The sequence below is a fragment of the Flavobacterium suaedae genome, assembly GCF_014642915.1.
In the GTDB taxonomy this organism is placed as follows: Bacteria; Bacteroidota; Bacteroidia; order Flavobacteriales; family Flavobacteriaceae; genus Flavobacterium; species Flavobacterium suaedae.
Genome location: NZ_BMJE01000003.1, coordinates 35,091 through 60,930 on the forward strand (window position 1 = coordinate 35,091; position 25,840 = coordinate 60,930).

Genomic DNA, 25,840 nt, shown 5'->3' on the forward strand with positions numbered 1-25,840 from the left:
ATACTGAATTGCTTACATTTACTAAAGCTAAAAACTGATATGAAGTATTTTAATTTACTCTTAGTAATTATTTTAATGGCAAGTTGCCAAACTGCCAAAATAAACAACACAAAGTACAATGTTTCACCTGCAACTACTGAGTTGGGAAGCATTGGGCAGGCTACTTCATTATTTAAATTGAAGAATGACTTTGAAACACATTCTTTTCCGCTATTAAAAAATAACATCAGGCTGGATATTAAAACAATGCCTTTTAATAAAAAACTATATAGCATCTATAGCAAGAAAGCAGAAAGTGCCCAAATTAAAAAACAAATACAGTATGCAGACAGCATTCCCGTAAAGCCTGAATTGGTAACGATTTCAATATTAGATATAAGAAGTTATTTAAATGAGTTAAATAGTGAATATAACAGAAATATTACGACCTATTTAAAAGATACAGAAGACGGAGTAGTTGTTACAGGCTTAGCAGTAACATTTCCTAAAGAGACATTAACTCAAATTAAATCAGCTGATGCCTATTATTTAATTAATGAGCAAGAAAAAAAATATACCTTAGCTTTATTTACTAATGGAAAAAAGACCAGTGAAATAGATTTAAAATCAGGAACTATACTGGGGTATACACTAGGGAGATTTTGCTGGGCTATTGATGAAAGGCATAACTGGTATATAGCGGACATTGTTGACAATGATAATGGCTGTAAAGGCAATACAGAAAGTAAAATAAAAGAAAAAGAAAGAACAAGCTTATTTAAAATGTAAGGATGATGAAAAGGCTTATATATATAACTACATTATGGTTAATAGCAATATTCTCTGTTTCCTGTGAAGAAGTTTTACTGGAAGAGGATATTTCTAACAGAACAGTAAGACTAATTGCCCCTGTAGAAGGTACAGAGTTTTATTCTACAAGCATAACTTTTAATTGGGAACTTGTAGAAGATGCAACAGAGTACAGGATACAAATAGCAAAGCCTGACTTTAACAACACTATGCAAATAGTGGCTGATAATATTATTGATACTAATTCTTTTACTACCCAGTTAAATATTGGTGAATATGAATGGAGAGTACAGGCACTTAACAGTGGTTATGAAACAGCTTATACTACAAGGTCAGTAACTGTAGTTAGCAATGATGAGTTTCAGGATAATTCTGTGGCATTAACTGCACCCGAAAATAATCTGATAACTAATAATGCCTCACAAAATCTTATATGGCAGTCGGTATTAGGAGCTACAAACTATGATTTACAAATAGTAGAAAGTAGCAGTAGCACAATTGTTTATGAAGAACAGGTATCAAACACCTTTTTAGATTATACTTTTCCCGAAGGAAATTTTGAATGGCGTGTAAGAGCAACAAACGGCAGCGAAAATACATTATATTCAGCAAGAAGTATAGTAGTAGATATTACCGCTCCTAACACCCCTACCCTTAACCTGCCGGAAGATGAAAGCAGTTCTTCTGAAAGCGAGGTAACTTTTAACTGGAGTAGAACCCCAATTGATGGAAGTACAGAGCAAGACAGTATTTTTATATATTCGGATGAGCAACTTACCAATCTTGTGTATGAAGGTATTGAAACCAGCCCATATACTACATCTACACTTGGTAACGGAACGTATTACTGGTATGTAGAATCGTTTGACGAAGCAGGTAATATTAGCCCGCAAAGCACTGTTTATAGTTTTACGCTTAATTAAAAATGAAGAATAAAAAAACAACATATATATTACTGGTGGTAGTCCTGTTTGTTTGGGCTATGGTTATATATCAGTTTTTTTCTTTTTCAGGAGGTAGTGAACCTATTGTAGAAAATCATACTACGTTAAACATAAAACCCATACAAGCCCCTAAGCGGGATACTTTTAGTATAAATGTAAATTACAGAGATCCGTTTTTAGGTAAAATGTATAATCCGCATAATAAAAAGGCGACCAGAAAACAAAATACTTCTAATAAGCCTAAAGAAACTATTGTATGGCCTTCGGTTATATATAAAGGTTTAGTTTCAGATAGTGATGATAAGCGGAAAGTATTTATGGTTATGATTAAGGGGAAAACCTTTTTTATGAGGGAAAAAGATACCGAAGAAGAAGTAAAACTTTTAAAAGGGAACAGGGAGTTTATTGAGGTAAAATATAAAGGCAAGAAAAATAAAATTTTGATTCAGGAGTGATATTTAAATGGAAAAATAAAGTTTATTCAGGAGCATTACAGTTCACCATTTTTATTTCTGTCATTATAGCTATATTATTGGCTGCTGTAGTTGTATTATTTTACACCCACAGCTTTTTTCTCCAACAATCCAAATCATTTATCAGTACTGTTCAACTGGCAGATTCAGGTATTAATGCCCTTAAAAGGCAAAAAGGTATTACTTTAGACACACTTGAAATACCTTTACCTGATACTGAAGTTAATCATAGCATTACAGGGCACTTATCGCATTGGGGTATATATGAAAATGCTTTTATAAAAAGTAAGCATAAAGAAAAAGAATTTATAAAATCTTCCTTTCTAGGCTCTTCAAAAAATGCTGTAGAAAGACCTGCTTTATATCTAAAAGATAAATCTAAGCCCTTAGTAGTAGTGGGTGATGCTGCAATAAGAGGAAAGGCAATATTACCTGAAAGGGGTATTAAAACAGGTAGTATAAAAGGGAAAAGCTACTATGGTACACAACTTGTATACGGAACAGTACAACAAAGCACACCTAACCTGCCAAGTCTACAGTACAACTATCAGGATATTTGCAATTATTACTTAAATAGGTTTTTCCCTGAGCAGGGAAATTTCATTCCTGCTATAAATAATATAGTTATAGTTAACTCTTTTAATAAACAAGTAAAGGGGTTTGTAGCTGAGCAAACAATCATTCTGGAAAACACATCACTTACAGGCAATATAATAGTTCGTTCAGATAAAAAAATAATTATAAAGAACACGGCTAAACTAACCGATGTAATAATAGTAGCCCCTATCATTGAAATAGAATCCGGTTTTAAAGGTAATTTTCAGGGCATTGCTAGTGATTATATAGAAGTTAATAATAATGTTATGCTTAGTTACCCCACAGCATTAGTACTATTAAAAAACCATACCACTTTAAACACTAATACTACCGACAGGGAGTATTTCAGAAAAAAAGGAAAAATACACATTGGGCAAGGTACTACAGTAAAAGGTACAGTTGCTTATTTAGGTCAGCCTAACTCAAACGATTATAAAACCAATATTTATATTAACGATACTGCAAAAATAAAAGGAGAAGTATATTGTGAAGGAAATCTGGAATTAAAAGGAAAAGTAGCAGGTACTGCTTATGTAAACCTCTTTGTTGCTAACGAAGGTGGAACCGTGTTTGTTAACCATCTGTATAACGGCAGTATATCCAGCAGTGAGTTACCTGAAGCGTTTGGAGGAATTGTCTTTGAAAACGAACCTAAAACTACAGTAAAATGGCTTTACTAAAAAAGATAAAATCCGCGACACTTATAGAAACGCTTACTGCTACAGTGCTTATAGTAATTGTTTTTATTGTAGCCAGCCTTATATTAAATAATTTACTGTTTAATTCATTTCAGGCAAAAACACATAATGTTGAAACCAGAATTAATGAACTACGATATCAGGTACAACACAATACTCTTAAACTCCCGTATCAAGAAGAGTTGGGGAATTGGAATATAGAACTACAATTAGTAGAGGAAAACAATACAACGTGGCTTAATGCAAGTGCTAAAAATAAAAACACTAATAAAGAAGTAGAAATAAACAGGCTATATGGCAAGTAATAAAGTTAAATCATTCACGCTTTCTGAAATGCTGGTAGTAATGATAATTACCGCTATAGTGGTGGGTATCGCCTTTAGCGTACTAAACTTAGTACAACGACAAATTAGTGGTATAGAAAAGAACTTTAGTAAAACTACAGCGTTGTCATTATTTGAGCAAAGACTATGGGCAGATTTTAACCGCCATAACAACATCATAGCAAATAGTAATACGATAATTTTTGTTTCAGATGTAGACACTGTATTATACACTTTCAACGAAAATCATGTACTGAGAAATACAGATACTATAAACACTAAACTTATTACAAATAAATTTTATTACCTTGGCAAAGAGGTGCAATCCGGTACTATAGATGCCGTTTTAATCTCAGCGGGTAAAGAAATGTCTAACTACAGTATTTTTGCTTCAATGGAGCATGACGCTTCTTATTTTATGAATAACGATGGCTTTTAAATTGGATAACATATCAGACAAAAATACCGATAAATCTGAAGGGTTTGATATTGACAAACTATTAAAGACAGAAATCACACTGTTTGGTAATAGTTTTTCTAATAAAAAAAAGCAGTCTTTCTATCTTGAACTTTCAACGCTTTTAAGGGCAGGAATAACAATAAAGGAAGCACTCACTTTAATGACAGATTCCTTTAAAAAAGAAAAGGATAAAGCGTTATTAAATGACATACTGAAAGAAGTTGTAAACGGTAAAGCCTTTTCTGAGTCGTTACATGATTCAAAACAATTTTCTGAATACGAATACTTCTCTATTAAAATAGGCGAAGAAACAGGAACAACAGCAAGAGTATGTCAGGAATTAGGTGCATTCTATGAGCAAAAAAATGAACAGAGACGGAATATAATCTCGGCTTTAACATATCCTGTTATTGTATTACTAACAGCTTTATTAGTAGTAGTATTTATGCTTAGCTATGTAGTTCCTATGTTTCAGGATATTTTTAAGCAAAATAATATGGAACTGCCTTACCTTACGCAAATAGTAGTAAACCTGTCTGATGCTATTAAAAACTATGGTTGGTTGTTTTTCTTATTTTTCTGTTCTCTGGTCGTTTTAAACCGCTTATTAAAAAACAACTATACCTATAAAAAAGGGCTACACTATTTTTTAATAAAGGTTCCCATAGCAGGTACTTTTATACGAAAAGTATACCTGGCTCAATTTACACAGGCGGTTACGCTGTTAACGACATCCAAAGTACCTATACTTAACAGTATACAAATGGTTACTAAAATGATCCGCTTTATACCGCTACAGGAAGCACTTATAAAAGTAGAGCAGAACATTATGAAAGGTGATTCGTTAAGCGAAAGCCTTAAAAGCAATAAAATGTTTGATAATAAAGTGGTTTCTCTTGTAAAGGTAGCCGAAGAAACCAATCAGACAGAGTATATTTTCAGCCAATTAAACAAGCAGTACTCCGAAGAGGTTATGCGCCAGTCTAAAACTATTTCTACTGTATTAGAACCTTTAATAATAGTAATTGTAGGGGTTATTGTAGCCGTTTTACTTATAGCTATGTACTTGCCAATGTTCCAGCTTAGTAGCGCCATTGGATAGGAGGAAATAATAAATAATTTTCTTCGGATGGATTAAAAAGTAAATTATACGTAAGTAAAAACTTACATTTATGTAAACTTTTTCTCTTCTAAATATAAACTCCAAGTTCTAGTAGCGGAAAACTACCTAAAAAGTTATAGTTATAAATGTTTTACCAAAGAAAAAGCCTGCTTAGATTTACAAGCAGGCTTTATACTCTATCAGGGTGAATGATGGGTCTCGAACCCACGACCTTCGGAACCACAATCCGACGCTCTAACCAACTGAGCTACAATCACCATTTATTTTGTGGGTGCAAATATAATTGCACTTTTAGTTTTATGCAAGTATAAAGTTAACTTTTTTATGTCAATTTTATATCAAATCGGCTAAACTGTTCACAGCCACATACCTTTCTACTGTAAAACCTTCTGCATATTCAGTATTTATTAACCTTCCCAAGTCCTGAGCGCGGTAATGAATGCTTTCTTTAAAGTTTTTTGTAGCTATTGGTGTTACAGGTTCTGTACTGTTTGGGTCATAAAATTGAGACTTATATTCCATTAACGATGCTACTTTAGTATCTATATACCCTGTTACATCTACTACAAAATCAGGAGTAATATTTTTCCATTGTATGTAATGGTATACCTGCTTAGGTCGCCATTCTTTTTGTTGTACTCCGTCCAGTTCTGTTTCTATTTTTCGTAACCCTGAAAGAAAACAAGCATCCGATACCAGCTTACTCCCTTTACCATGGTCAATATGCCTATCATCTACAGCATTACAAAGCACAATATCCGGTTTGTATTTACGAATCATTTTTATTACCTCCAGTTGATGCTCTTCATCGTTTATAAAAAAGCCATCACGAAAACGCAGGTTCTCCCTTACTTCTACTCCCAATACTTTAGCAGCATTAGCTGATTCTTCATCTCTTATCTCGGCTGTACCTCTTGTTCCCAGTTCGCCACGGGTTAAATCTACAATTCCTGCTTTTCTTCCTAATGTTATTTCTTTTGCCAATGTTGCTCCACAACTTAATTCTACATCATCAGGGTGCGCACCAAAGGCTAATATATCAAGTTTCATTATTTTAATTATATTTTTTTGTGTTAACCACAATTATTATTTTGTGACAAAATTACACAATATAATAAGATCCTCTACTTTTATAGGGCGTCGGATTGTGGTTCCGAAGGTCTATAATATATTTAAAACAGTCTTCTCCCCCTACACAAGTACCTTACGCATGGTTATACTCTTGTTTACCGTTTCAAAAAATTCTTTTTCAGGGTTGCTGTCTTTAGTTATACCGCAACCTATAAAAAGCTGAGCGTTATCTTCACTCATTTTCATGGAGCGTAAATTCACGAATAAATCTGTTTTGCTTGATGTTCCTGAGCCAAAATCATAGTTCAGTTCTCCTAAATACCCTGAATAGTACTTCCTGTTATACCCCTCATTATCCAGTAGAAACTGTTTTGCCTGCTCTTTAGGAATACCACAAACCGCAGGGGTTGGGTGCAAACTATTTATTACTTCGCCTATGTTACTACTTTCTTTTAAATCGGCTGTAATATCTGTTTTTATATGGACTATGTTTCCTGCTCTAAATGTATAAGGCTGTGTTGCTTGTATGTCACTTGAATATTGCGAAAGCCTTTGCAAAATATAATCGGTTACAAATTTTTGTTCCTGTTGCTCCTTTTCTTCCCAAACAGCCTCTTTGGTTTCACTATATACTTGTGTACCTGCCAAGGCAACGGTTTTTATAGTGTTTTCATGCGCTTTTAATAGCTGCTCAGGTGTAGCTCCCATCCATAAGCCTGTTTTAGGCGTATAAAAACAATATCTGAAAGCATTAGGATACGTTTGCAATAAGCGTTTATAAATAGTTATTACATCGGTAGTAACAGGCACTTTTTCGGTTCGGGAAGCTACCAGTTTTTCAAACTGCCTCCCTTTTATTACCGAAACACATTTTTTCACTAAACTTTCAAATTCTTGTTTAGCTGTCTCATCAATTTTTGGTTGTTCTAAATCATTAAGAACCGCTTCTATACTCGCTTCGTTTTTTACAGTTATAACTTCCGCATCATCTTTTGGAATAAAAACAACATCATTCCCTGCAAAAGGTGCGAAAACAAAGCCTCTAGCATTAAAATCGGTTAAGTTATGTACAGCACCTGTTTTTTGAAAAACACCTGTTACAATATCAGAAACAGGTTTACTGTATACAGCAAAAGGAAGTTTTTTATCCAGTTGGTACTTTATCTTATCAAAAAAATCAGTCATTATTATTTCTTGTCGTTATTCTTTTTAGGAAGTACCATATTAGTTATCTTGCATAGTGAGATTAACCTGTCCTGCTCATCAGTTATTTTAACTTCCCATAAGTGTAGTGACCTGCCTTTATGTACTATTCTGGCAGTTCCTGTTACTACCCCATCACGCTTGCTTCTCAAATGGTTTGCTGAAATCTCTATACCGCGTACTTCAAATAATTCTGTATTAATAAATAGTAACGATGCCGCACTACCTACACTCTCTGCCAAGGCAACATTTGCACCACCATGCAATAGTCCCATTGGTTGATGTACTCTTGAATTAACCGGCATTTTAGCTTCTAAAAAATCCTCTCCTGCATCAGTATAAGTTATTTCCAGTGTTTGCATTAAAGTATTCTTGCTATATTCATTGCACATTTTTAGTGCTTTCTCTTTATCAAAAGTCATATTGGAAAAATTTACGGATTGTAAAATTACTAAATAACGTCTTACAATTTTATTTGTTAAGACTAAAACAACCAAACCTCCGTTAAGGAATGTAAATCACTTTCCTTTATTAAAGGGAAATAATTACTTTTACCAAAAATTGTTATTGCTATGCGCAACCTTTTGTTTTTATTTTTATCAGGTTTTGTATTATTACTGGCTTCTTGCCGTAATGACTTTGAGTTTGAACCAAACACCGGAGGTCTTGGTTTCTCTAAAGATACCGTTTACTTAGACACTGTTTTTACAAACATAGGTTCAAGTACATATACGCTTAAAGTATACAACAACAGTGATAAGGATATTAACATACCAAGTGTTAGGCTTGGTGAAGGAGAGGAATCAAAATATCGCCTGATGGTAGACGGTATACCGGGCAGAGTATTCAATAATGTAGAGCTTTTAGCGAAAGACAGCATGTTTGTTTTTATAGAAACTACTATTGATTACAGCGAATATGCCAACGAAAACTCTAATTTTCTTTATACCGATAAAATTGAATTTGATACAGGAGCTAACTATCAAAAAGTAGAACTGGTAACGCTGGTACAGGATGCCGTTTTTATAAAACCTGATAGACCTTTGCCTACTGATATGAAAGAGACGCTTACCATTAGCGGGCAACCGTCAGATATACAAGGGCATGAATTAACCACACCCGAAGAACTAAATTGGACAAACGAAAAACCTTATGTAATATACGGCTACGCCTTAGTACCAAATGGCGCTACGCTTACTGTAGATGCAGGGGCTAGAGTGCATTTTCATGCGGAGTCCGGTATAATTGTAGATGATACGGGGACTTTAAAAATTAACGGAGACATATCAGCTACCGAAGCACTTGAAAATGAAGTAATTTTTGAAGGTGACCGCTTAGAGCCTTCTTTTTCTGATATTCCCGGACAATGGAATGGCGTATACTTACTATCAGGGCAAGACAATACTATTAATCATCTTACACTTAAAAATGCTTCTGTAGGTATACTTATGGATAGGCTTTTTGATAATACTATCCCTCAGTTAACTATTAATAACAGTCAGATATACAATAACAGTAACTTCGGCATACTTGCCAGAGGTGCAAGTATAGAGGGAACCAACCTTGCTATAAGCAATGCAGGACAAGCATCATTAGCCTGTACTTTGGGAGGAACCTACAGCTTTAAACATTGTACATTTGCGAACTACTTTAATAACTTTAGGCAAGTACCTGTATTAATAAACGACTACCAAATAATTGAAGAAACCTTATACATAGGTAATACAGATGCGACATTCGAAAACTGTATTGTATATGGTTCAGGTAGTTTCGGGCTGTCTTTAGAAAGGCAAGCTGATGATGAAGTGGCTTTTAACTGTAGCTTCAATAACTGTTTTATAAAAGTAGTTGATTTCAGTAATCAACTGGAAAACAATCCGCTTTATCCGTTTGACGGAAACGACCCAGCATTAGTACAATACAACAATAACATTATAGCGGAAAGTTCCAGCCTAACACCTGAATTTATTAATCCTGGCGAAAACAACTTGCATTTAGGAGAAGAATCTCCCGCTATAGATGCTGCTGTAAATATTAATATCCCTATCGATCTTAGTGGTAATGCAAGACCAAACCCAACTACAGGCATACCGGATATAGGAGCATATGAATACTACTTTACAGAATCGGAAGAATAAAAATAGTTACATTCACATTTTCAGAATATTATCTACTGATTTTTTTCATAATTTTACTTTACAAACTTTAAACTAACAATTATGAAAAAAATTTACAAACTACTTACATTAGGCATTTGCCTATTAGGTTTAAGCGTGTCTGCGCAGTCAGATGAGGAAAAAGCGTGGATGTTCTATATGACTCCGGGCGAGCCTCATAAAATGCTTGCTGAAGAAGCAGGTGAATGGGATTGCGAAATGAAATTCTGGATGGCTCCCGGAGCCCCTCCGCAAACATATAAATCTACTGCAGAAATTAGTATGATTCTTGGCGGACGTTATCAGCTTTCTGATTATAAAGGAATGATAATGGGCATGCCTTTTGAAGGAAAAGCTACCCTAGGCTATGATAACGCCGAAAAGAAATATATTTCTACCTGGATAGATAATATGGGGACAGGGATTATGATAATGAAAGGAGAGATGAAAAAAGGTTCTAATGTTATACATTTTTCAGGTGAAGGAGTTGACCCGGCAACAGGTAAAAAAATTAAAATGCGCGAAGTATATACTATTATAGATGAAAACACGCGTAAGCTTGAAATGTTTGATGACAAAACTGGAAAAGAAGCTAAAACTATGGAGATTATTATGAAGAGAAAAGTGTAACTTATATTCTTATTCTCAAAAACAGAAAATCGGCTATCAAGTCGATTTTTTTATTCTACTTAACTTAAACATTTAATGGAAAAACAGCATCAACTTTTATCACAATACATATTTTATGAGGAAGAAACTTTTGAAGAATTTTTACAACGCTATGAAGGTTATGGTAAAGCCTTATATTTTGAAATTAAAAGAAAGTTACCACATATATATAAACACCTAACTTTTTTAAAAGCAGTAGATAGAAAGCCTAATTACTATTGGACTATAGATACTGAAGATAGTTACTGCATTTTTGATGACGGAAACAAAACTGTTTGTATGGCTTTAGATTACTATGGTGTAATATGCATATGGAATTATGACGGTATACGTTATGAAACCGGAGACTGGGATGAAGAATTAGAAGAAAAAGCAGTAGCAAAAGCAATAGATTATATTGAAAAAAATTTTTAGTGTATTATTTAATTTTAAAAAATAGTTTTACTTAACTAATTTTCATATTTCCGAATAACCAAATTAATACCTAATTTTGCGGTTTCAACAACATAACTTCCTATCTAGATGATTCATTTCTTCGAAAACCAAACAAACACGGTTTTTGCGGTACAAACGCAAGACGAACTTTCGGCAGAAAACATAACTAAACTAAACTGGCTTTTTGGCAACGCAAATAAAATAGAGAAATCCGTACTGACGGATTTTTTTGTTGGACCTCGTGCGGCAATGATAACCCCTTGGAGTACTAATGCTGTAGAAATTACCCAAAACATGGGAATTGAAGGCATTATACGTATTGAGGAATTTGAAAAAAGAGACGAAAATTTCACGGATTTCGACCCGATGTTATCACAAAAGTATAACGGGCTAAATCAGGATATTTTTACTATTAATATACAACCGGAATCTATTATTGAAATAGATGATATTGCTGCCTACAATGAAAAAGAAGGCTTAGCACTTAGTCCGGAAGAAGTAGATTATTTACAAGGCTTATCTGAAAAACTGGGCAGAAAATTAACCGATTCAGAAGTGTTTGGTTTCTCTCAGGTAAATTCAGAGCATTGCCGTCATAAAATATTCAACGGTACATTTGTAATAGACGGAGAAAAAAAACCTTCTTCCCTATTCAAACTCATCAAGAAAACAAGTCAGGAAAATCCTAACGATATCGTTTCGGCATACAAAGACAACGTAGCCTTTATAAAAGGACCTCGTGTAGAGCAATTTGCTCCTAAAACTGCTGATAAACCTGATTATTACGAAACAAAAGAATTTGATTCGGTAATATCGCTAAAAGCAGAAACGCATAACTTCCCTACTACCGTAGAACCATTTAACGGTGCTGCAACAGGCAGCGGAGGCGAAATTCGCGACAGGCTTGCAGGAGGTCAGGGTTCTTTACCATTAGCGGGTACTGCGGTATACATGACATCGTACTCAAGACTGGAAGAAAACCGCCCTTGGGAAAAAGGTATGCAGGAGCGCAAATGGTTGTACCAAACACCAATGGATATTCTTATAAAAGCATCAAACGGTGCTTCGGACTTTGGTAATAAATTCGGGCAACCGCTTATTTCGGGTTCGGTACTTACTTTTGAACATGAAGAGGACGCACGCAAACTGGGCTTCGATAAAGTTATTATGCTTGCGGGAGGTATTGGTTATGGTAAGGAAAACCAAAGTAAAAAACAAAAACCTGAAACAGGCGATAAAGTAGTAATACTGGGTGGTGAAAACTACCGAATTGGTATGGGTGGTGCTGCCGTTTCATCGGCTGATACAGGAGAATTCAGCAGTGGTATTGAATTAAACGCCATACAGCGTAGTAACCCTGAAATGCAAAAACGTGCTGCCAATGCTATTCGTGCTATGGTAGAAAGCCAGCACAATCCAATAGTTTCGATACACGACCATGGTGCGGGTGGGCACCTAAACTGTCTTAGCGAACTGGTAGAGGAAACAGGAGGTAAAATAGATCTTGACAAACTACCTGTGGGTGACCCTACTCTATCGGCTAAAGAAATAATCGGTAATGAGAGCCAGGAACGTATAGGGCTTGTTATCGGCGAGAAAGACATTGATACATTACAGCGTATTGCCGACCGTGAGCGTTCGCCAATGTACACTGTAGGTGATGTAACTGGTGACCATCGTTTTACGTTTCAATCAGCTACTACTGGTGCAAAACCAATGGATTTTGCTTTAGAAGATATGTTTGGTTCATCGCCAAAAACAATAATGAATGATAAAACGGTTACTGCTAACTATAGCCAAGCAGAATACGACCAAAATAAAATACACGAATACCTTAACCAAGTACTGCAACTGGAAGCGGTAGCCTGTAAAGACTGGCTTACCAATAAAGTTGACCGTTGTGTGGGCGGTAAAGTGGCTAAACAGCAATGTGCAGGTCCTTTACAACTGCCTTTAAACAACGTTGGTGTTATGGCGTTAGACTATAACGGAAAAGAAGGTATTGCAACTTCTATAGGGCACTCACCTGTTTCGGCGTTGGTTGACCCTGTAGCAGGTAGCCGTAACTCTATTGGTGAGGCATTGAGTAATATTGTTTTTGCTCCACTTAAAGACGGACTGAAAAGCGTATCGCTCTCCGCTAACTGGATGTGGGCTTGTAAAAACGAAGGCGAAGATGCTCGTTTATATGAAGCTGTACAAGGTTGTAGCGATTTCGCTATCGAATTAGGCATCAACATACCAACAGGTAAAGATTCGCTTTCAATGAAGCAAAAATATCCTGATGGCGATGTTATTGCTCCGGGTACGGTTATTATTTCAGCAGCAGGTAACTGTAATGATATTAGTAAGGTTGTTGAACCTGTATTAAAACGCAATGGCGGAAATATATACTACATCAACCTAAGTAATGACAGTTTTAAACTGGGTGGTTCATCTTTCACTCAGGTATTAAATAAAGTAGGTAACGAAGTTCCTACTATTACCGATTCGGCTAAATTTAAAACTACTTTCAATACCCTACAGCAATTAATTAAAGAAGGTAAAATTGCAGCAGGTCACGATATAGGTAGTGGCGGTTTAATAACTACTCTGCTTGAAATGAGTTTTGCAGAAGTAAACTTGGGTGCTGAATATGATTTATCAGCACTTAATGAAACTGACACTGTAAAAGCATTGTTTGCAGAAAATATAGCGGTAGTAATACAGGCAGATGCTTCTGTTGAAGCAGAACTTAATGCTAACGGCGTTAACTTTACCAAAATAGGACAACCAAAAGAAGGTACTACAGTTACTATTAAAAACGGCGAAACCAACCTTTCTTTTAATATTACTGAAACTCGTGATACTTGGTTTAAAACATCGTACCTGTTAGATAAAAAACAAAGCGGAACAGAGAAAGCTAAAGAACGTTACGATAATTATAAAGTTCAGCCTTTACAGTATACTTTCCCGGAACATTTTAACGGGAAGAAAGCAACTTTCGACACCAGCAAACCGCGTCCTAAAGCGGCTATTATCCGTGAGAAAGGAAGTAACTCCGAGCGTGAAATGGCAAATGCTATGTACTTGGCAGGATTTGACGTTAAAGACGTGCATATGACTGACCTTATCAGCGGTCGTGAAACATTGGAAGATATTCAATTTATTGGTGCTGTAGGTGGTTTCTCTAACAGTGACGTGTTAGGCTCGGCGAAAGGTTGGGCGGGTGCTTTTATGTACAACGAGAAAGCCAGAACCGCTTTAGAGAACTTCTTTAAGCGAAAAGATACGCTATCGGTTGGTATTTGTAACGGTTGCCAGTTATTTATTGAGCTTGGCTTGATAAACCCTGACCACGAGATAAAACCAAAAATGCTGCACAATAAGAGTGGTAAACACGAAAGTGGGTTTACCTCCGTTACCGTACAGGAAAACAATTCGGTAATGCTAAACACATTGGCAGGCAGTACGCTTGGTGTCTGGATTTCGCATGGCGAAGGCAGGTTCAGTATGCCCTATGAAGAAAATAAATATAACATTGTGGCAAAGTATGCTTACAAAGGCTATCCTGCCAACCCGAACGATTCTGATTTTGATACTGCGATGATGAGTAGTGATGACGGTCGTCATTTAGTAATGATGCCGCATATTGAGCGTTCTATGTTCCAATGGAACTGGGCATACTACCCTGAAGGCAGAAAAGATGAAGTTTCGCCTTGGCATGAAGCTTTTGTTAATGCCCGTAAGTGGATTGAAGAAAAAGTATAAGATAAAAGACGATGATAATAGATTAGAAAAGCCTCCTAAACGGAGGCTTTTTTTATTTAATTCATTAGGCTATCATCAATTAATAATCGTAAAAAGTATTTCGTTCAGGTGCTATAATCTCACGCAATTGTTCTTTAGTTGCTCTTCGCATAAATGTATATACTTCAGTATTTTCTTTATACAGTTTTTGCATTAATAAATAAGATTTATGAATCATTTCTACACCTTCTTTAACGGAACTATACTTTGTTTTTTCAATATTATTTATCAACCATTTTTCAATACTTTCTTTATCACTCGTTTTCAAATCAGGTGGATAGTCTAAACCTTTTAGTTTAATTGAATTCTCTCTTAAGTTTTTTTTAAACTGCTTATAAGTTTCTGACTTTGTCATTTGTAAATAACTATCTACAGCCATTTGAAGTTCTTCTTCAGAAAGATCCTTTTTTACAGGAGGAAGTATAGAATCATTAGAAACAGATTGTGCTCCTAAGTTGGTAAAACTAAAAAAAAGTATAAATAATAAATAATGTCTCATCGGAAGTATATTATTTTTTAATACTAACAAGTTCCTATACATTGATTAAACTGCCCAGTAACACTAATATATTGATTAGCATGTGCTTGATATGCGCTCAAAGTAGCTTGAAGATAAACAGTAGAGTATGTAGCTGTTTCTGCTATTGCTAACGAGTCTTGAAGTATACTATCAATCAAATCTAATGCACTATCACACCAATCAATACAATTATCTACACATGAATTGGTTACAACTGGATAACCTCCTGGTACTGTATCATTAAACTCAGGGGCAATAATCTGACCTATATCAGATGAATCAGCTTTATCCATAAAATCATACAGAGTTTTATTTGCTGATATCATTGTATCAAGTTTACTAATTGAATTATCATATAAAATTTCGAATTGTGAAATGCTTGTAAATGAAGTATTAGAAATATTATTTCGTATCCAATCCATCCATTCAGCTTTAGTTTTAAATGAAACTTGGTTTACTATCCCTAATTTATTATTAAAATTTTGTAATCGGCATACTCTTGGGTTGCCATCATATCAATATACAATTGCTTGGCTATACCTAAATCTGTCGAACTTAAAGACTTTAATTTAAATAAAGAAGTTTCTTGGTTAATACCTTCCGAGGAAATATCAGTGTTATCAGTTGAACAAGAAAAAAATGATAGTGTTAACACACATATCAGCATGGGTAATGTGATTTTTTTTCATAATTATTGTAATTTTTTAATTAAATGGTATTCAAAAATATTAAAATAATTCACAAAACAAAATATTCAATATTTTATTTTTATATTAAAATTCAAAACCTAAAGTATTATCAATGTTCACAGTAGCCCATTAACAATCTTCAAAGGCTTTCGCTTCTTCGGCTGCCATCCAGTAATTACTCTGTCATGACTATAAATACAAAAGCCTCCCAAAAGGAGGCTCTTTATATATTTTAAATAGCTAAAAAACTTACTGTCTTTTTACAAACTTGGTAAGGATAACTATTTGCTGTCCGTCGATTTTCCCTTCTATCTGTTCCACATTGTCATGTACTAGGCGTATGTTACGTACCGCTGTACCAATTTTTGCATTAATAGTAGAACCTTTTACATCAAGGTCTTTTATAAGCGTTACAGTATCACCGTTTTGTAAAATATTACCGTTTGTGTCTTTATGTAATTCGGTAGAGGCATCGCCTAAATGGTCGCCTGTTGCTTCTGCCCATGCTAAATTATCTTCATCCAAATATATCATATCCAATGCATCGGCAGCCCAGCTTTCGTTCCTGAAACGGTTAAGCATACGCCACGATACTACTTGTACCGCAGGAACTTCGCTCCACATAGCTGTAGGCAAAAAGCTTTCCCAAAAGCGGCTGTCTAACTCTTCTTTCTTTTCTATCTGGTTAAAACATTGCTCTGTAATTAATATAGCGGTATCTGCGTTGCCTTTTGCAGGAGGCACATCATAAATTACTAAGTTTTCTGTTGCTCCGCTTAGTTCGCATACATTGCCACTTCGTTGTTTTAATTGTTCTTCTAATTTCATTGGGAATAGGTTTTATAAGGTGCGCAAATATAACCATTTTGAAGCTAGTGAATAGTTACTTATTATGTGTTTAGATGTATTCAAAATAAAAATTACAAAAAAATACTAACTATCAACTACTTAAAAACCTGACTACTCAGTTTATTATTCTGTAATAATATTTTAAAATATTGTATATAATATAACATATTGCTTTCTACAATATATTTTCCTAATTTGCAAAGAGTAAATCTTGAATAAATATGACATCTATATCACGCCTGTTTGATTTTCCATATTACCAATTGGAAAAATATGACCTACCTGATGCTTTGGTTACTAAATATGGTAACGAATGGGTTAAGACTTCTACTAAAGAATATCTTAATAAAGCTAACGCTTTTTCGCGCGGGTTACTTCGCATGGGGATAAAAAAGAACGATAAAATTGCGGTTATTTCATCTAACAACCGTACGGAATGGAATATTGTTGATATTGGTATTTTACAAACAGGAGCACAAAATGTACCTGTATACCCTACTATATCGGAAGAGGATTATGAATATATACTTAATCACTGCGAAGCAAAATATTGTATTGTTTCAGATGAAGAGCTATACAACAAAATAAGCCATATAAAACACAAACTGGTTAATTTACAGGAAGTATATTCATTTAACGAGATTGATGGCTGTAAAAGCTGGACTGAGATTATAAAGCTTGGAGAAGACGAAAGTAATCAGGGTGAATTAGATTCAATTAAAAATTCAATTACTGAAGACGACCTTGCTACTATAATATATACTTCAGGAACCACAGGCAGACCGAAAGGTGTAATGCTTTCGCATAAAAACATTACATCGGACGTATTGATGAGTGCTGAGCGAGTTCCTTTTGAACCCGGAAAAAACAGGGCTTTAAGTTTTTTACCGATATGCCATATATATGAACGAATGATATTGTATTTGTATCAGTATTACGGTGTATCAATTTATTTCGCGGAATCTATTGAAAAAGTAAGTGATAATATTAAAGAAGCTACTCCTGATGTTATAACAGCTGTGCCAAGGCTTCTTGAAAAAGTATACGACAAAATAATTGCTAAAGGTTTAGAGCTTACCGGCGTTAAAAGAGGTTTATTCTTTTGGGCTGTTGATGTTGGTCTTAAATATGAGCCTTATGGTGCTAACGGACCAATATATGCTGCTAAATTATGGCTTGCCCGTAAACTTATTTTCAGTAAATGGAAAGCAGGTTTAGGCGGTCGTTTAGGATTAATGGTATCGGGTAGTGCTGCTATACAGCCAAGGCTTGCCAGAGTATTTGCTGCAGCTGAAATACCGGTAATGGAAGGGTACGGTTTAACCGAAACATCTCCTGTTATTGCTGTTAATGATGAACGTAATGGCGGTTTCCGCATTGGTACAGTTGGCAGACCGTTAAATGGTGTAGAAGTTAAAATAGCTGAAGATGGTGAAATTTTATGTAAAGGTCCTAACGTAATGATGGGATATTTTAAAGATGAAACCAAAACGAATGAAGTGATTGTTGATGGTTACTTCCATACGGGAGATATAGGAGAAATTGATAAAGATGGTTTCCTAAAAATAACCGACAGGAAAAAAGAGATGTTTAAAACATCGGGCGGTAAATACATTGCTCCGCAGCTTATAGAGAATGCCATGAAGCAATCCCGTTTTATAGAACAGGTTATGGTTATAGGAGAAGGTGAAAAGATGCCTGCTGCTTTTATTCAGCTTGATTTTGATTTTGTTAAACACTGGGCAGATCATAAAGGGATAAACTGCGGAAAAACTAATGAAGAAATAATTAACTGCAAAGAAATACTTGACAGAGTACAGGAAGAGGTTAATGAAATAAATAAAAAGTTTGGTCACTGGGAACAAATAAAGAGATTTGAACTTACTTCAGAATTATGGAGTGTAGAAGGTGGCGAAATGACCCCTACTCTAAAATTGAAACGTAAAGTCATAAAAGAAAAATATAAAAATCTATATGACAAAATTTATCGTATATAAACTCAAATAAAGTATTGAGTTTTATATTGCCTCCATTTTATACATTTTTATACATTGCTATAATACTTTATCCGACTTAATTACGAACTTTTTACCAATAAAAATTACCATGATAAAGTGGTTATACCAAATATTAAAACCAAGTAAGGGTAGCTATGTTCCGCACTGGAAAACAAAACATTCCATATACAGAGCTATTGTTAACCATATAGAAGAAAATGGAGATAACTGTCATGTATCTTCTGTTTCGTTATGCAATAAAAACAAAAAGGCAGAAACTACTCCGGGATTTTCTGATGCGTTATCTGAGCCCTGCTATAATAAGCCCTCTGTAGACGAAGCCAGAGAATTAGCATTAAAGGTTAAAAAGATAGCTGAAACAGGAAGTAAAGCAACTGAGAATTCTTTTTATGATTATATAGTAAAACATAAAGATATTGTTAGCCTTATAGATCCGTTTTTAGAAGAAATTTCTAATAATGCGTTGGCTATAGAACCCCACTTGTTTGGCTTTGCTAATGATTTAGCATTTAATAGCAACAACAAAAACGCTGTTAAACTAGGTATTGCTATATTAGGATTATGCCAAAATCAGGTTATAATTGAAAAATTAAAAATACTGGGAAGACACGATGAGTTTACAGTATATGTAGTAATTGCATTATTAAGCCTTTGCGAAGACCCTGAAGACGAATTATTTGAACTGGGACAGCATGTAAACGGATGGGGGAAAATACAACTTGTAGACAGACTTGCCCGTATAAGCAGTAAAGAAGTTGTTAGAAAGTGGCTTATTACTGAAGGATTTAAAAACTCGGTAAATAACCAATACCTTGCCTGTACTTGTGCGACCGGCGGGCTGTTACATAAAAAACTGGAAGGTGAAAAAATAAGTCATGCTTATTATAAATCAACTTCCGAGATATTAATATCAATGCTGGAAAGCGGTCCGGGCGAAGATATTTCGTGTTATGAACATAGTCCTGAATTAATTAAAAGTTTTTTAGACCACTCTTTAGTACATGCAAAAAGCATATACGACTTTATATTATTACACCGAATAAAATTATATCTTAATAATCAGTTACTTGAAAAGTATAAAGATTCGGGCTGGAATGATAAGTTAATTACAGATTGTCTTATCACTTTAGATAATGTAATTAAAAACGGAAAGTGGAAAGATTTAGTTGCTAAAGCCCTCTCCGATATAGAGGATGACCATTATGAGAACGTAAAAGAAGCTGCAAAAATATTAGGGCTTTAAAAAAATAAGAAGAGGTTTTTTGACCTCTTTTTTTATTCTTTATATTTTTACACCCTAATTAATATATACATTCTATCAACTAATGAAATTTAAAGCTTTTTTAGCTGTAATATGCATTACTATATTACAAAGCTGCTCTAACAGCACCGAAACCTTAACCAACAACCAAATTGATGCTTCGCTTCGGGAAACCATTAAAAGAAAAAACGACAGCTTGTTTGATGCCCTGTCTAACAGCAACATGAAAGCATTAAAAGCATTGGGTTCAGATGATTTTAATAAGCACCTGAGAAGCAGAATAGAAAGTACAGTATGGGCTTTTAGAAGAGGGTATTTAAAAGAAGATAATACAGAAATTTATAAAGAGTATTACTGCAAAGGCACAATATCTAAAAACATGCTGATAGAAGATGAAGAAAATAAATACTCCATTACATTTAGTAATACACAACCGGAAGCCTATGTTTCACTATTAAAAAGTAAGTATGGCAAAATGGAAGACTACTTAATTACTGTTATTTATGAACTGGTAGATGGTAAATGGAAACTAAGCAATGTAGAAACAGGACTTTTAGGACATTTTGATAAAAACGCACAGGATTATTTTGAAATAGCCAAGCAAAAAGAAAAAGAAGGCTTTTTAATAGATGCCGCTTTTAACTGCGATATGGCTGCAAGTTTTCTTGAGCCCGCTGGTGATATGCTTACGTATGATAATGAAGAACGTATTGAGTTCTATAAAAACCAATGGCGTAAAACTTTAAGTGAGAAATATAAATTTCCTTATGTACTTAGAAATGTAGAAAGCCAACCTGCTATAATGGGGATAGAACCTATAAAAACAGTAAAAGGAGTTTATCCTAAAATCAGTTATCAAACTCCTATACATCTTGATGAAACTGAATTTTTAGAAATGGAACTGGCTGAAATTAAAAAAGAAATTAAAAAGGCTATTCCTGATTTAGATTTTAGTACAGATATTATTTATTACCGGGCGTATAACAATAGTGGCAGCGTCCCCTATTATGAGCATATACATAAAAAGAAAAATTAAGTTAAAACTCCCTCTATCGGGAGTTTTTTTATATGCTAATCTCTCTATTTTTCATTATATTTACGTAGCTACGTAATTGCACTAAAAATAGGAAATCAGTAAAATTTTACAATATAACATAAATATTACACAACATTAAAATAATTTAACTTTCAAAAAAATAATATGCACGCATAATATTTTTTTGTATATTTGAAAAACAACACGTTCTATGAAAGAGAAAACAATAGACTATATACTTAGGGCAACCTGGCAGGCAATAGCAAGAATGTATAATGAAGAAGCCTCTAAATATGGTGCAACAATGTCCATAGGTTTTGCCTTATTATCTATTGATAAAGAAAAAGGCATCCCCTCTACCGCACTGGGGCCACAAATGGGCATGGAACCAACAAGCCTTACCCGTACATTAAAGTCTATGGAAGAAAAAGGTTTAATTGTACGAAAAAAGAATCCGGTAGACGGGCGCGGGGTAATAATACACCTCACTAAGTTGGGGAAGGAAAAAAGAGAGTTATCAAAAAACACAGTTCTTAAATTTAATGATATAATAAAACAACACGTATCTCAGGAAAAGATGGATCATTTTGTTGAAGTAGCAGAAGTAATAAACCACCTTATAGCTGAGAAAAAAATATACACAACTGAAGAAGTTGAAACCAAAATCGAATAAAGAATAGTTAAAGTAATATACCACTTAAACAACCAAAAAATTTTATATAGCAAATGAAACGCAATATTAAAAAAGTAGCCGTTATAGGTTCCGGTATTATGGGTTCGGGCATTGCCTGCCATTTTGCCAATATTGGTGTAGAAGTACTTTTGCTCGACATAGTGCCAAGAGAACTCACAGAAACAGAACAGAAAAAGGGACTCACCCTTGAGGATAAAGCAGTAAGAAACAGATTAGTTAATGACCATCTTGCCAATGCTTTAAAATCTAAACCATCCCCTATTTATCACAAAGACTTTGCTTCGCGCATTACTACAGGTAACACAGAAGATGATTTACCTAAAATAGCTGATGCAGACTGGGTAATTGAAGTAGTAGTAGAAAGGCTGGATATTAAGCAAAAAGTGTTTGAACAAATTGAAAAACACCGCAAGCCGGGTACTTTAATCACCTCAAACACATCGGGTATTCCTATTAAATTTATGAACGAAGGGCGAAGTGAAGATTTCCGCAAACACTTCTGCGGCACACACTTCTTCAACCCGCCCCGTTACTTAAAACTATTTGAAATCATTCCGGGTCCTGATACTTCGCAGGAAGTACTGGACTTTTTAAATAACTACGGCGAGAAGTTTTTAGGTAAAACCTCGGTAGTAGCTAAAGATACTCCTGCCTTTATAGGTAACCGTATCGGTATATACGGTATTATGAGCCTTTTCCACCAAGTTAAGGAAATGGGGCTTACCGTAGAAGAAGTTGATAAACTTACCGGCCCTGTTATCGGCCGTCCAAAATCAGCAACCTTCCGTACGGTAGATGTAGTAGGGCTTGATACCCTGGTACACGTTGCTAACGGTATTTATGACAACTGCCCTGATGATGAAGCACACGAACTGTTTAAACTACCGGATTTCATCAACACTATGATGGAAAAAAAATGGTTAGGTAGTAAAACAGGACAAGGATTCTATAAAAAAGTAGATAAAGATATTCTTGCGCTTGACCTTGATACCATGGAGTACAGGGAAAAGAAAAGAGCTTCTTTTGCTACTTTAGAGCAAACTAAAACTATAGATAGACCTATAGACCGTTTTAAAGTACTGGTAAATGGCAAAGACAAAGCAGGTGAGTTTTACCGTAAAAACTTTGCAGGCATGTTTGCTTACGTAGCTAACAGAATACCTGAAATTACCGATGACCTTTACAAGATAGACGATGCTATGAAAGCCGGATTCGGTTGGGAAAATGGCCCGTTTGAAATATGGGATGCTGTAGGCGTTGAAAAAGGTATTGAACTGATGAAAGCCGAAGGACAAGAGACTGCCGAATGGGTAACCGAAATGTTAGCATCGGGTAATAATAGTTTTTACACCGTAAAAGAAGGAAATACTTATTACTATGATATCGCATCAAAATCTCAGAAAAAAGTACCGGGACAAGATGCCTTTATCATCCTGAACAACATACGCGAAAGCAAAAAAGTATGGAGTAACAGTGATGCAATCATTGAAGATCTTGGCGACGGAATACTTAACCTTGAATTCCAGTCTAAAATGAACACCATAGGCGGTGGTGTACTTCAAGGTATAAATAAAGCTATAGATTTAGCTGAAAAAGAATATGAAGGACTGGTTATAGGTAACCAAGCTGCTAACTTCTCTGTAGGTGCAAATATTGGTATGATATTCATGATGGCTGTGGAGCAGGAATATGATGAATTGAATATGGCTATCAAAATGTTCCAGGATACTATGATGCGTGTACGCTATTCAGCTATACCCGTAGTAGTTGCCCCACACGGAATGACACTGGGTGGCGGTTGCGAAATGAGTATGCATGCTGATAAAGTAGTTGCTGCTGCCGAAACATACATCGGGCTGGTTGAGTTTGGTGTAGGAGTTATACCCGGCGGGGGCGGTTCTAAAGAAATGGCACTGCGTGCTTCCGACCTTTTCCATAAAAATGATGTAGAACTAAATGTATTACAAGAATATTTCCTTACCGTAGCAATGGCAAAAGTATCGACATCTGCTTACGAAGCGTTTGATACAGGAATACTGCAAAAAGGTAAAGATGTTATTGTAGTGAATAAAGACAGACAACTTGCCGAAGCTAAAAAATATGCAAAAATACTTGCCGAAGCAGGATATACACAACCTGTAAAACGTAAAGACGTTAAAGTACTGGGTAAACAGGCTTTAGGTATGTTCCTTGTAGGTACAGATAGTATGGAAGCAGGAAACTATATTAGCGAACATGACAAAAAAATAGCCAATAAACTTGCTTATGTTATGGCAGGTGGCGACCTAAGTGAAGCTACAATGGTTAGTGAACAATACTTACTAGACCTTGAAAGAGAAGCATTCCTTTCACTATGTGGAGAACGCAAAACACTAGAAAGAATACAACATATGCTAACTAAAGGAAAACCACTTAGAAACTAATAGCTAAAAACCGAAACAATGAAAACAGCATATATAGTAAAAGCATACAGAACCGCAGTGGGGAAAGCCCCAAAAGGCGTATTCCGATTTAAAAGACCTGATGAACTGGCAGCAGAGACCATTCAGCATATAATGAATGAACTGCCTGATTTTGATAAAACCAGAATAGACGATGTTATGGTAGGTAATGCCATGCCCGAAGCCGAACAAGGACTAAACGTTGCACGTCTTATCTCCCTAATGGGACTTAAAATTGAAGATGTACCAGGTGTAACAGTAAACCGTTACTGCGCCTCAGGACTGGAAACCATTGCTATGGCTACAGCAAAAATACAAAGCGGAATGGCCGATTGTATTATAGCCGGGGGAGCCGAAAGTATGAGCTACATACCAATGGGTGGTTACAAACCCGTACCTGATTATAAAGCTGCGAAAGCAGGACATGAAGATTATTATTGGGGTATGGGACTTACTGCCGAAGCAGTAGCTAAAAAATATAACGTAAGCCGTGAAGACCAAGACAGATTTGGCTACGAATCACATCAAAAAGCATTAAAAGCACAGGCAGAGGGCAAATTTGATAAACAAATAGTACCTATAACTGTAGAACAAGTATATGTAGATGGTAATGGTAAAAAAGCTACTAAAAGCTATACGGTAACACAAGATGAAGGACCTCGTGCGGACACATCTTTAGAAGTATTAGGCAAACTAAGACCTGTATTTGCTGCCGATGGTAGTGTTACCGCAGGTACATCGTCGCAAATGAGTGATGGTGCAGCCTTTGTGATGGTAATGAGTGAAGATATGGTAAAAGAATTAAACCTTGAGCCTATTGCACGAATGGTGAGCTATGCTGCTGCCGGTGTAGAACCTAGAATAATGGGTATAGGTCCTGTAAAAGCAATACCAAAAGCACTGAAACAAGCAGGTATGAAACTGGAAGATATAGAACTTATAGAGCTTAATGAAGCCTTTGCATCGCAATCGCTTGCTGTAGTGCGTGAGTTAGGTATCAATACAGATATATTAAATGTAAATGGTGGTGCTATTGCACTTGGTCACCCATTAGGTTGCACAGGAGCTAAACTATCCGTTCAACTATTTGATGAAATGAAACGCCGAGGTAATAAATATGGTATGGTTACCATGTGTGTAGGTACCGGACAAGGTGCTGCGGGTATATTTGAGGTACTATAGTTATTTGAGATAAAAGAGTGTATAGATAAGAGATAATAGATTGTCATGAGTACCCATAAAAGACACAATTTCAAGAAAATGAAAATATGGCAATCAGGTATGGAGCTAGCAAAAATAATTCTTGATATTACTGAAACTTTTCCAACACACGAAAAGTTTGGTTTGAAAAGTCAAATGGATAGATGTTCATTTTCTATACCTTCTAACATAGCAGAAGGCTCAAGCCGTACTAATAAGTCTTTTAAACATTTTATTGATATTTCATTAGGCTCAGCATTTGAATTACAAACTCAATTATTGTTAGCAGCTCATAAAAACTATATTACAGTAGAAAAAACAACAGAAATAGAAAACAAAATAGAAGAATTCCAACGGATGACGATGAGCTTTCAAAACACTTTAGGTAACGATTAGTGTCTA

24 protein-coding genes and 1 tRNA gene are annotated in these 25,840 nt (G+C 35.2%); 18 read left to right on the forward strand and 7 right to left on the reverse strand.

The features are described 5' to 3' along the window. Window positions 1–39 precede the first annotated feature (39 nt). Genes IEW45_RS05915 through IEW45_RS05945 form a run of 7 tightly spaced genes read left to right on the forward strand, consistent with a single transcriptional unit; the run spans window position 40 to window position 5,386 of the window. On the forward strand, window positions 40–768 hold the full coding sequence (locus IEW45_RS05915) for a hypothetical protein (RefSeq protein WP_188620316.1): 729 nt from the start codon (window positions 40–42) through the stop codon (window positions 766–768). A gap of 2 nt (window positions 769–770) precedes the next feature. After that, the gene (locus IEW45_RS05920; RefSeq protein ID WP_188620317.1) at window positions 771–1,712 is read left to right on the forward strand and encodes a hypothetical protein; all 942 of its coding nucleotides are present in this window, start codon (window positions 771–773) and stop codon (window positions 1,710–1,712) included. Window positions 1,713–1,714: 2 nt separating this feature from the next. Further along, on the forward strand, window positions 1,715–2,188 hold the full coding sequence (locus tag IEW45_RS05925; protein ID WP_188620318.1) for a hypothetical protein: 474 nt from the start codon (window positions 1,715–1,717) through the stop codon (window positions 2,186–2,188). Further along, entirely contained in the window at window positions 2,185–3,483 is a 1,299-nt protein-coding gene (locus tag IEW45_RS05930) for a polymer-forming cytoskeletal protein (protein WP_188620319.1), read from the forward strand. Before IEW45_RS05925 ends, IEW45_RS05930 begins: the two co-directional genes overlap by 4 nt. Next, complete coding sequence (locus IEW45_RS05935; protein ID WP_188620320.1) at window positions 3,471–3,806, forward strand: hypothetical protein; 336 nt, start codon at window positions 3,471–3,473, stop codon at window positions 3,804–3,806. The genes IEW45_RS05930 and IEW45_RS05935 overlap by 13 nt, the downstream gene beginning before the upstream one ends. Beyond that, window positions 3,796–4,263 (forward strand): PulJ/GspJ family protein, encoded by a 468-nt coding sequence (locus tag IEW45_RS05940; RefSeq protein ID WP_188620321.1) that lies wholly within the window; start codon window positions 3,796–3,798, stop codon window positions 4,261–4,263. The genes IEW45_RS05935 and IEW45_RS05940 overlap by 11 nt, the downstream gene beginning before the upstream one ends. Then, window positions 4,253–5,386 (forward strand): type II secretion system F family protein, encoded by a 1,134-nt coding sequence (locus tag IEW45_RS05945; RefSeq protein WP_188620322.1) that lies wholly within the window; start codon window positions 4,253–4,255, stop codon window positions 5,384–5,386. Before IEW45_RS05940 ends, IEW45_RS05945 begins: the two co-directional genes overlap by 11 nt. A 203-nt stretch (window positions 5,387–5,589) precedes the next feature. Here the strand turns inward: IEW45_RS05945 and IEW45_RS05950 are convergent. The 4 genes from IEW45_RS05950 to IEW45_RS05965 form a co-directional block, all read right to left on the reverse strand. Beyond that, window positions 5,590–5,665, reverse strand: a tRNA-His gene (locus tag IEW45_RS05950). A 75-nt stretch (window positions 5,666–5,740) separates the two neighbouring features. Continuing rightward, complete coding sequence (bshB1, locus tag IEW45_RS05955; RefSeq protein ID WP_188620323.1) at window positions 5,741–6,457, reverse strand: bacillithiol biosynthesis deacetylase BshB1; 717 nt, start codon at window positions 6,455–6,457, stop codon at window positions 5,741–5,743. A 141-nt stretch (window positions 6,458–6,598) separates the two neighbouring features. Beyond that, window positions 6,599–7,663, reverse strand: coding sequence for an isochorismate synthase (locus IEW45_RS05960; RefSeq protein ID WP_188620324.1), 1,065 nt, complete (start codon window positions 7,661–7,663; stop codon window positions 6,599–6,601). A 2-nt stretch (window positions 7,664–7,665) separates the two neighbouring features. Next, a complete protein-coding gene (locus tag IEW45_RS05965; RefSeq protein WP_188620325.1) occupies window positions 7,666–8,103 on the reverse strand; it encodes a PaaI family thioesterase in 438 nt (145 codons plus the stop codon). A 150-nt stretch (window positions 8,104–8,253) separates the two neighbouring features. On the opposite strand from IEW45_RS05965, the gene IEW45_RS05970 reads away from it, so the two are divergent. From IEW45_RS05970 to purL, 4 genes are all read left to right on the forward strand, one after another. Beyond that, window positions 8,254–9,819, forward strand: a complete 1,566-nt coding sequence (locus tag IEW45_RS05970; RefSeq protein ID WP_188620326.1) for a choice-of-anchor Q domain-containing protein — start codon at window positions 8,254–8,256, stop codon at window positions 9,817–9,819. Window positions 9,820–9,900: 81 nt separating this feature from the next. Further along, entirely contained in the window at window positions 9,901–10,467 is a 567-nt protein-coding gene (locus tag IEW45_RS05975; protein WP_188620327.1) for a DUF1579 domain-containing protein, read from the forward strand. Window positions 10,468–10,542: 75 nt separating this feature from the next. Continuing rightward, window positions 10,543–10,920, forward strand: a complete 378-nt coding sequence (locus IEW45_RS05980; RefSeq protein ID WP_188620328.1) for a hypothetical protein — start codon at window positions 10,543–10,545, stop codon at window positions 10,918–10,920. Window positions 10,921–11,028: 108 nt separating this feature from the next. Further along, window positions 11,029–14,691: a phosphoribosylformylglycinamidine synthase gene (gene purL / locus IEW45_RS05985; protein ID WP_188620329.1), complete on the forward strand. Its 3,663-nt coding sequence runs from the start codon at window positions 11,029–11,031 to the stop codon at window positions 14,689–14,691. A gap of 79 nt (window positions 14,692–14,770) precedes the next feature. Here purL and IEW45_RS05990 read toward each other — a convergent pair whose 3' ends face one another. The 3 genes from IEW45_RS05990 to IEW45_RS06000 form a co-directional block, all read right to left on the reverse strand. Next, window positions 14,771–15,229, reverse strand: a complete 459-nt coding sequence (locus tag IEW45_RS05990; protein ID WP_188620330.1) for a hypothetical protein — start codon at window positions 15,227–15,229, stop codon at window positions 14,771–14,773. Between the two features lie 23 nt (window positions 15,230–15,252). Further along, complete coding sequence (locus IEW45_RS05995; protein ID WP_188620331.1) at window positions 15,253–15,672, reverse strand: hypothetical protein; 420 nt, start codon at window positions 15,670–15,672, stop codon at window positions 15,253–15,255. Between the two features lie 516 nt (window positions 15,673–16,188). Beyond that, window positions 16,189–16,767, reverse strand: coding sequence for a PhnA domain-containing protein (locus tag IEW45_RS06000; protein WP_188620332.1), 579 nt, complete (start codon window positions 16,765–16,767; stop codon window positions 16,189–16,191). A 242-nt stretch (window positions 16,768–17,009) separates the two neighbouring features. On the opposite strand from IEW45_RS06000, the gene IEW45_RS06005 reads away from it, so the two are divergent. The 7 genes from IEW45_RS06005 (at window position 17,010) to IEW45_RS06035 (ending at window position 25,834) form a co-directional block, all read left to right on the forward strand. Then, the gene (locus IEW45_RS06005; protein WP_188620333.1) at window positions 17,010–18,785 is read left to right on the forward strand and encodes an AMP-dependent synthetase/ligase; all 1,776 of its coding nucleotides are present in this window, start codon (window positions 17,010–17,012) and stop codon (window positions 18,783–18,785) included. A 109-nt stretch (window positions 18,786–18,894) separates the two neighbouring features. Further along, the gene (locus IEW45_RS06010; RefSeq protein ID WP_188620334.1) at window positions 18,895–20,049 is read left to right on the forward strand and encodes a hypothetical protein; all 1,155 of its coding nucleotides are present in this window, start codon (window positions 18,895–18,897) and stop codon (window positions 20,047–20,049) included. Window positions 20,050–20,131: 82 nt separating this feature from the next. Beyond that, a complete protein-coding gene (locus tag IEW45_RS06015; protein ID WP_188620335.1) occupies window positions 20,132–21,103 on the forward strand; it encodes a hypothetical protein in 972 nt (323 codons plus the stop codon). Window positions 21,104–21,314: 211 nt separating this feature from the next. Next, the gene (locus IEW45_RS06020) at window positions 21,315–21,776 is read left to right on the forward strand and encodes a MarR family winged helix-turn-helix transcriptional regulator (protein WP_188620336.1); all 462 of its coding nucleotides are present in this window, start codon (window positions 21,315–21,317) and stop codon (window positions 21,774–21,776) included. Between the two features lie 53 nt (window positions 21,777–21,829). Then, window positions 21,830–24,220: a 3-hydroxyacyl-CoA dehydrogenase/enoyl-CoA hydratase family protein gene (locus IEW45_RS06025; RefSeq protein WP_188620337.1), complete on the forward strand. Its 2,391-nt coding sequence runs from the start codon at window positions 21,830–21,832 to the stop codon at window positions 24,218–24,220. A gap of 18 nt (window positions 24,221–24,238) precedes the next feature. After that, the gene (locus IEW45_RS06030) at window positions 24,239–25,420 is read left to right on the forward strand and encodes an acetyl-CoA C-acyltransferase (RefSeq protein ID WP_188620338.1); all 1,182 of its coding nucleotides are present in this window, start codon (window positions 24,239–24,241) and stop codon (window positions 25,418–25,420) included. A gap of 78 nt (window positions 25,421–25,498) precedes the next feature. Then, window positions 25,499–25,834, forward strand: coding sequence for a four helix bundle protein (locus tag IEW45_RS06035; protein ID WP_229665910.1), 336 nt, complete (start codon window positions 25,499–25,501; stop codon window positions 25,832–25,834). Window positions 25,835–25,840: the final 6 nt, after the last annotated feature.

Excerpts from the sequence above, each read along its gene's own strand:
- IEW45_RS06030 (WP_188620338.1), top strand. The coding sequence starts at position 24,239 with ATGAAAACAGCATATATAGTAAAAGCATACAGAACCGCAGTGGGGAAA.
- IEW45_RS05980 (WP_188620328.1), top strand. The coding sequence starts at position 10,543 with ATGGAAAAACAGCATCAACTTTTATCACAATACATATTTTATGAGGAA.
- IEW45_RS05990 (WP_188620330.1), bottom strand. The coding sequence starts at position 15,229 with ATGAGACATTATTTATTATTTATACTTTTTTTTAGTTTTACCAACTTA.
- IEW45_RS05915 (WP_188620316.1), top strand. The coding sequence starts at position 40 with ATGAAGTATTTTAATTTACTCTTAGTAATTATTTTAATGGCAAGTTGC.
- bshB1 (WP_188620323.1), bottom strand. The coding sequence starts at position 6,457 with ATGAAACTTGATATATTAGCCTTTGGTGCGCACCCTGATGATGTAGAA.
- IEW45_RS06020 (WP_188620336.1), top strand. The coding sequence starts at position 21,315 with ATGAAAGAGAAAACAATAGACTATATACTTAGGGCAACCTGGCAGGCA.
- IEW45_RS05995 (WP_188620331.1), bottom strand. The coding sequence starts at position 15,672 with ATGGATTGGATACGAAATAATATTTCTAATACTTCATTTACAAGCATT.
- IEW45_RS06000 (WP_188620332.1), bottom strand. The coding sequence starts at position 16,767 with ATGAAATTAGAAGAACAATTAAAACAACGAAGTGGCAATGTATGCGAA.
- IEW45_RS05925 (WP_188620318.1), top strand. The coding sequence starts at position 1,715 with ATGAAGAATAAAAAAACAACATATATATTACTGGTGGTAGTCCTGTTT.
- IEW45_RS06015 (WP_188620335.1), top strand. The coding sequence starts at position 20,132 with ATGAAATTTAAAGCTTTTTTAGCTGTAATATGCATTACTATATTACAA.
- IEW45_RS05935 (WP_188620320.1), top strand. The coding sequence starts at position 3,471 with ATGGCTTTACTAAAAAAGATAAAATCCGCGACACTTATAGAAACGCTT.
- IEW45_RS05945 (WP_188620322.1), top strand. The coding sequence starts at position 4,253 with ATGGCTTTTAAATTGGATAACATATCAGACAAAAATACCGATAAATCT.
- IEW45_RS05970 (WP_188620326.1), top strand. The coding sequence starts at position 8,254 with ATGCGCAACCTTTTGTTTTTATTTTTATCAGGTTTTGTATTATTACTG.
- IEW45_RS05975 (WP_188620327.1), top strand. The coding sequence starts at position 9,901 with ATGAAAAAAATTTACAAACTACTTACATTAGGCATTTGCCTATTAGGT.
- IEW45_RS05960 (WP_188620324.1), bottom strand. The coding sequence starts at position 7,663 with ATGACTGATTTTTTTGATAAGATAAAGTACCAACTGGATAAAAAACTT.
- IEW45_RS05965 (WP_188620325.1), bottom strand. The coding sequence starts at position 8,103 with ATGACTTTTGATAAAGAGAAAGCACTAAAAATGTGCAATGAATATAGC.
- IEW45_RS05920 (WP_188620317.1), top strand. The coding sequence starts at position 771 with ATGATGAAAAGGCTTATATATATAACTACATTATGGTTAATAGCAATA.
- IEW45_RS06005 (WP_188620333.1), top strand. The coding sequence starts at position 17,010 with ATGACATCTATATCACGCCTGTTTGATTTTCCATATTACCAATTGGAA.
- IEW45_RS06010 (WP_188620334.1), top strand. The coding sequence starts at position 18,895 with ATGATAAAGTGGTTATACCAAATATTAAAACCAAGTAAGGGTAGCTAT.
- IEW45_RS06035 (WP_229665910.1), top strand. The coding sequence starts at position 25,499 with ATGAAAATATGGCAATCAGGTATGGAGCTAGCAAAAATAATTCTTGAT.
- IEW45_RS06025 (WP_188620337.1), top strand. The coding sequence starts at position 21,830 with ATGAAACGCAATATTAAAAAAGTAGCCGTTATAGGTTCCGGTATTATG.
- IEW45_RS05940 (WP_188620321.1), top strand. The coding sequence starts at position 3,796 with ATGGCAAGTAATAAAGTTAAATCATTCACGCTTTCTGAAATGCTGGTA.
- purL (WP_188620329.1), top strand. The coding sequence starts at position 11,029 with ATGATTCATTTCTTCGAAAACCAAACAAACACGGTTTTTGCGGTACAA.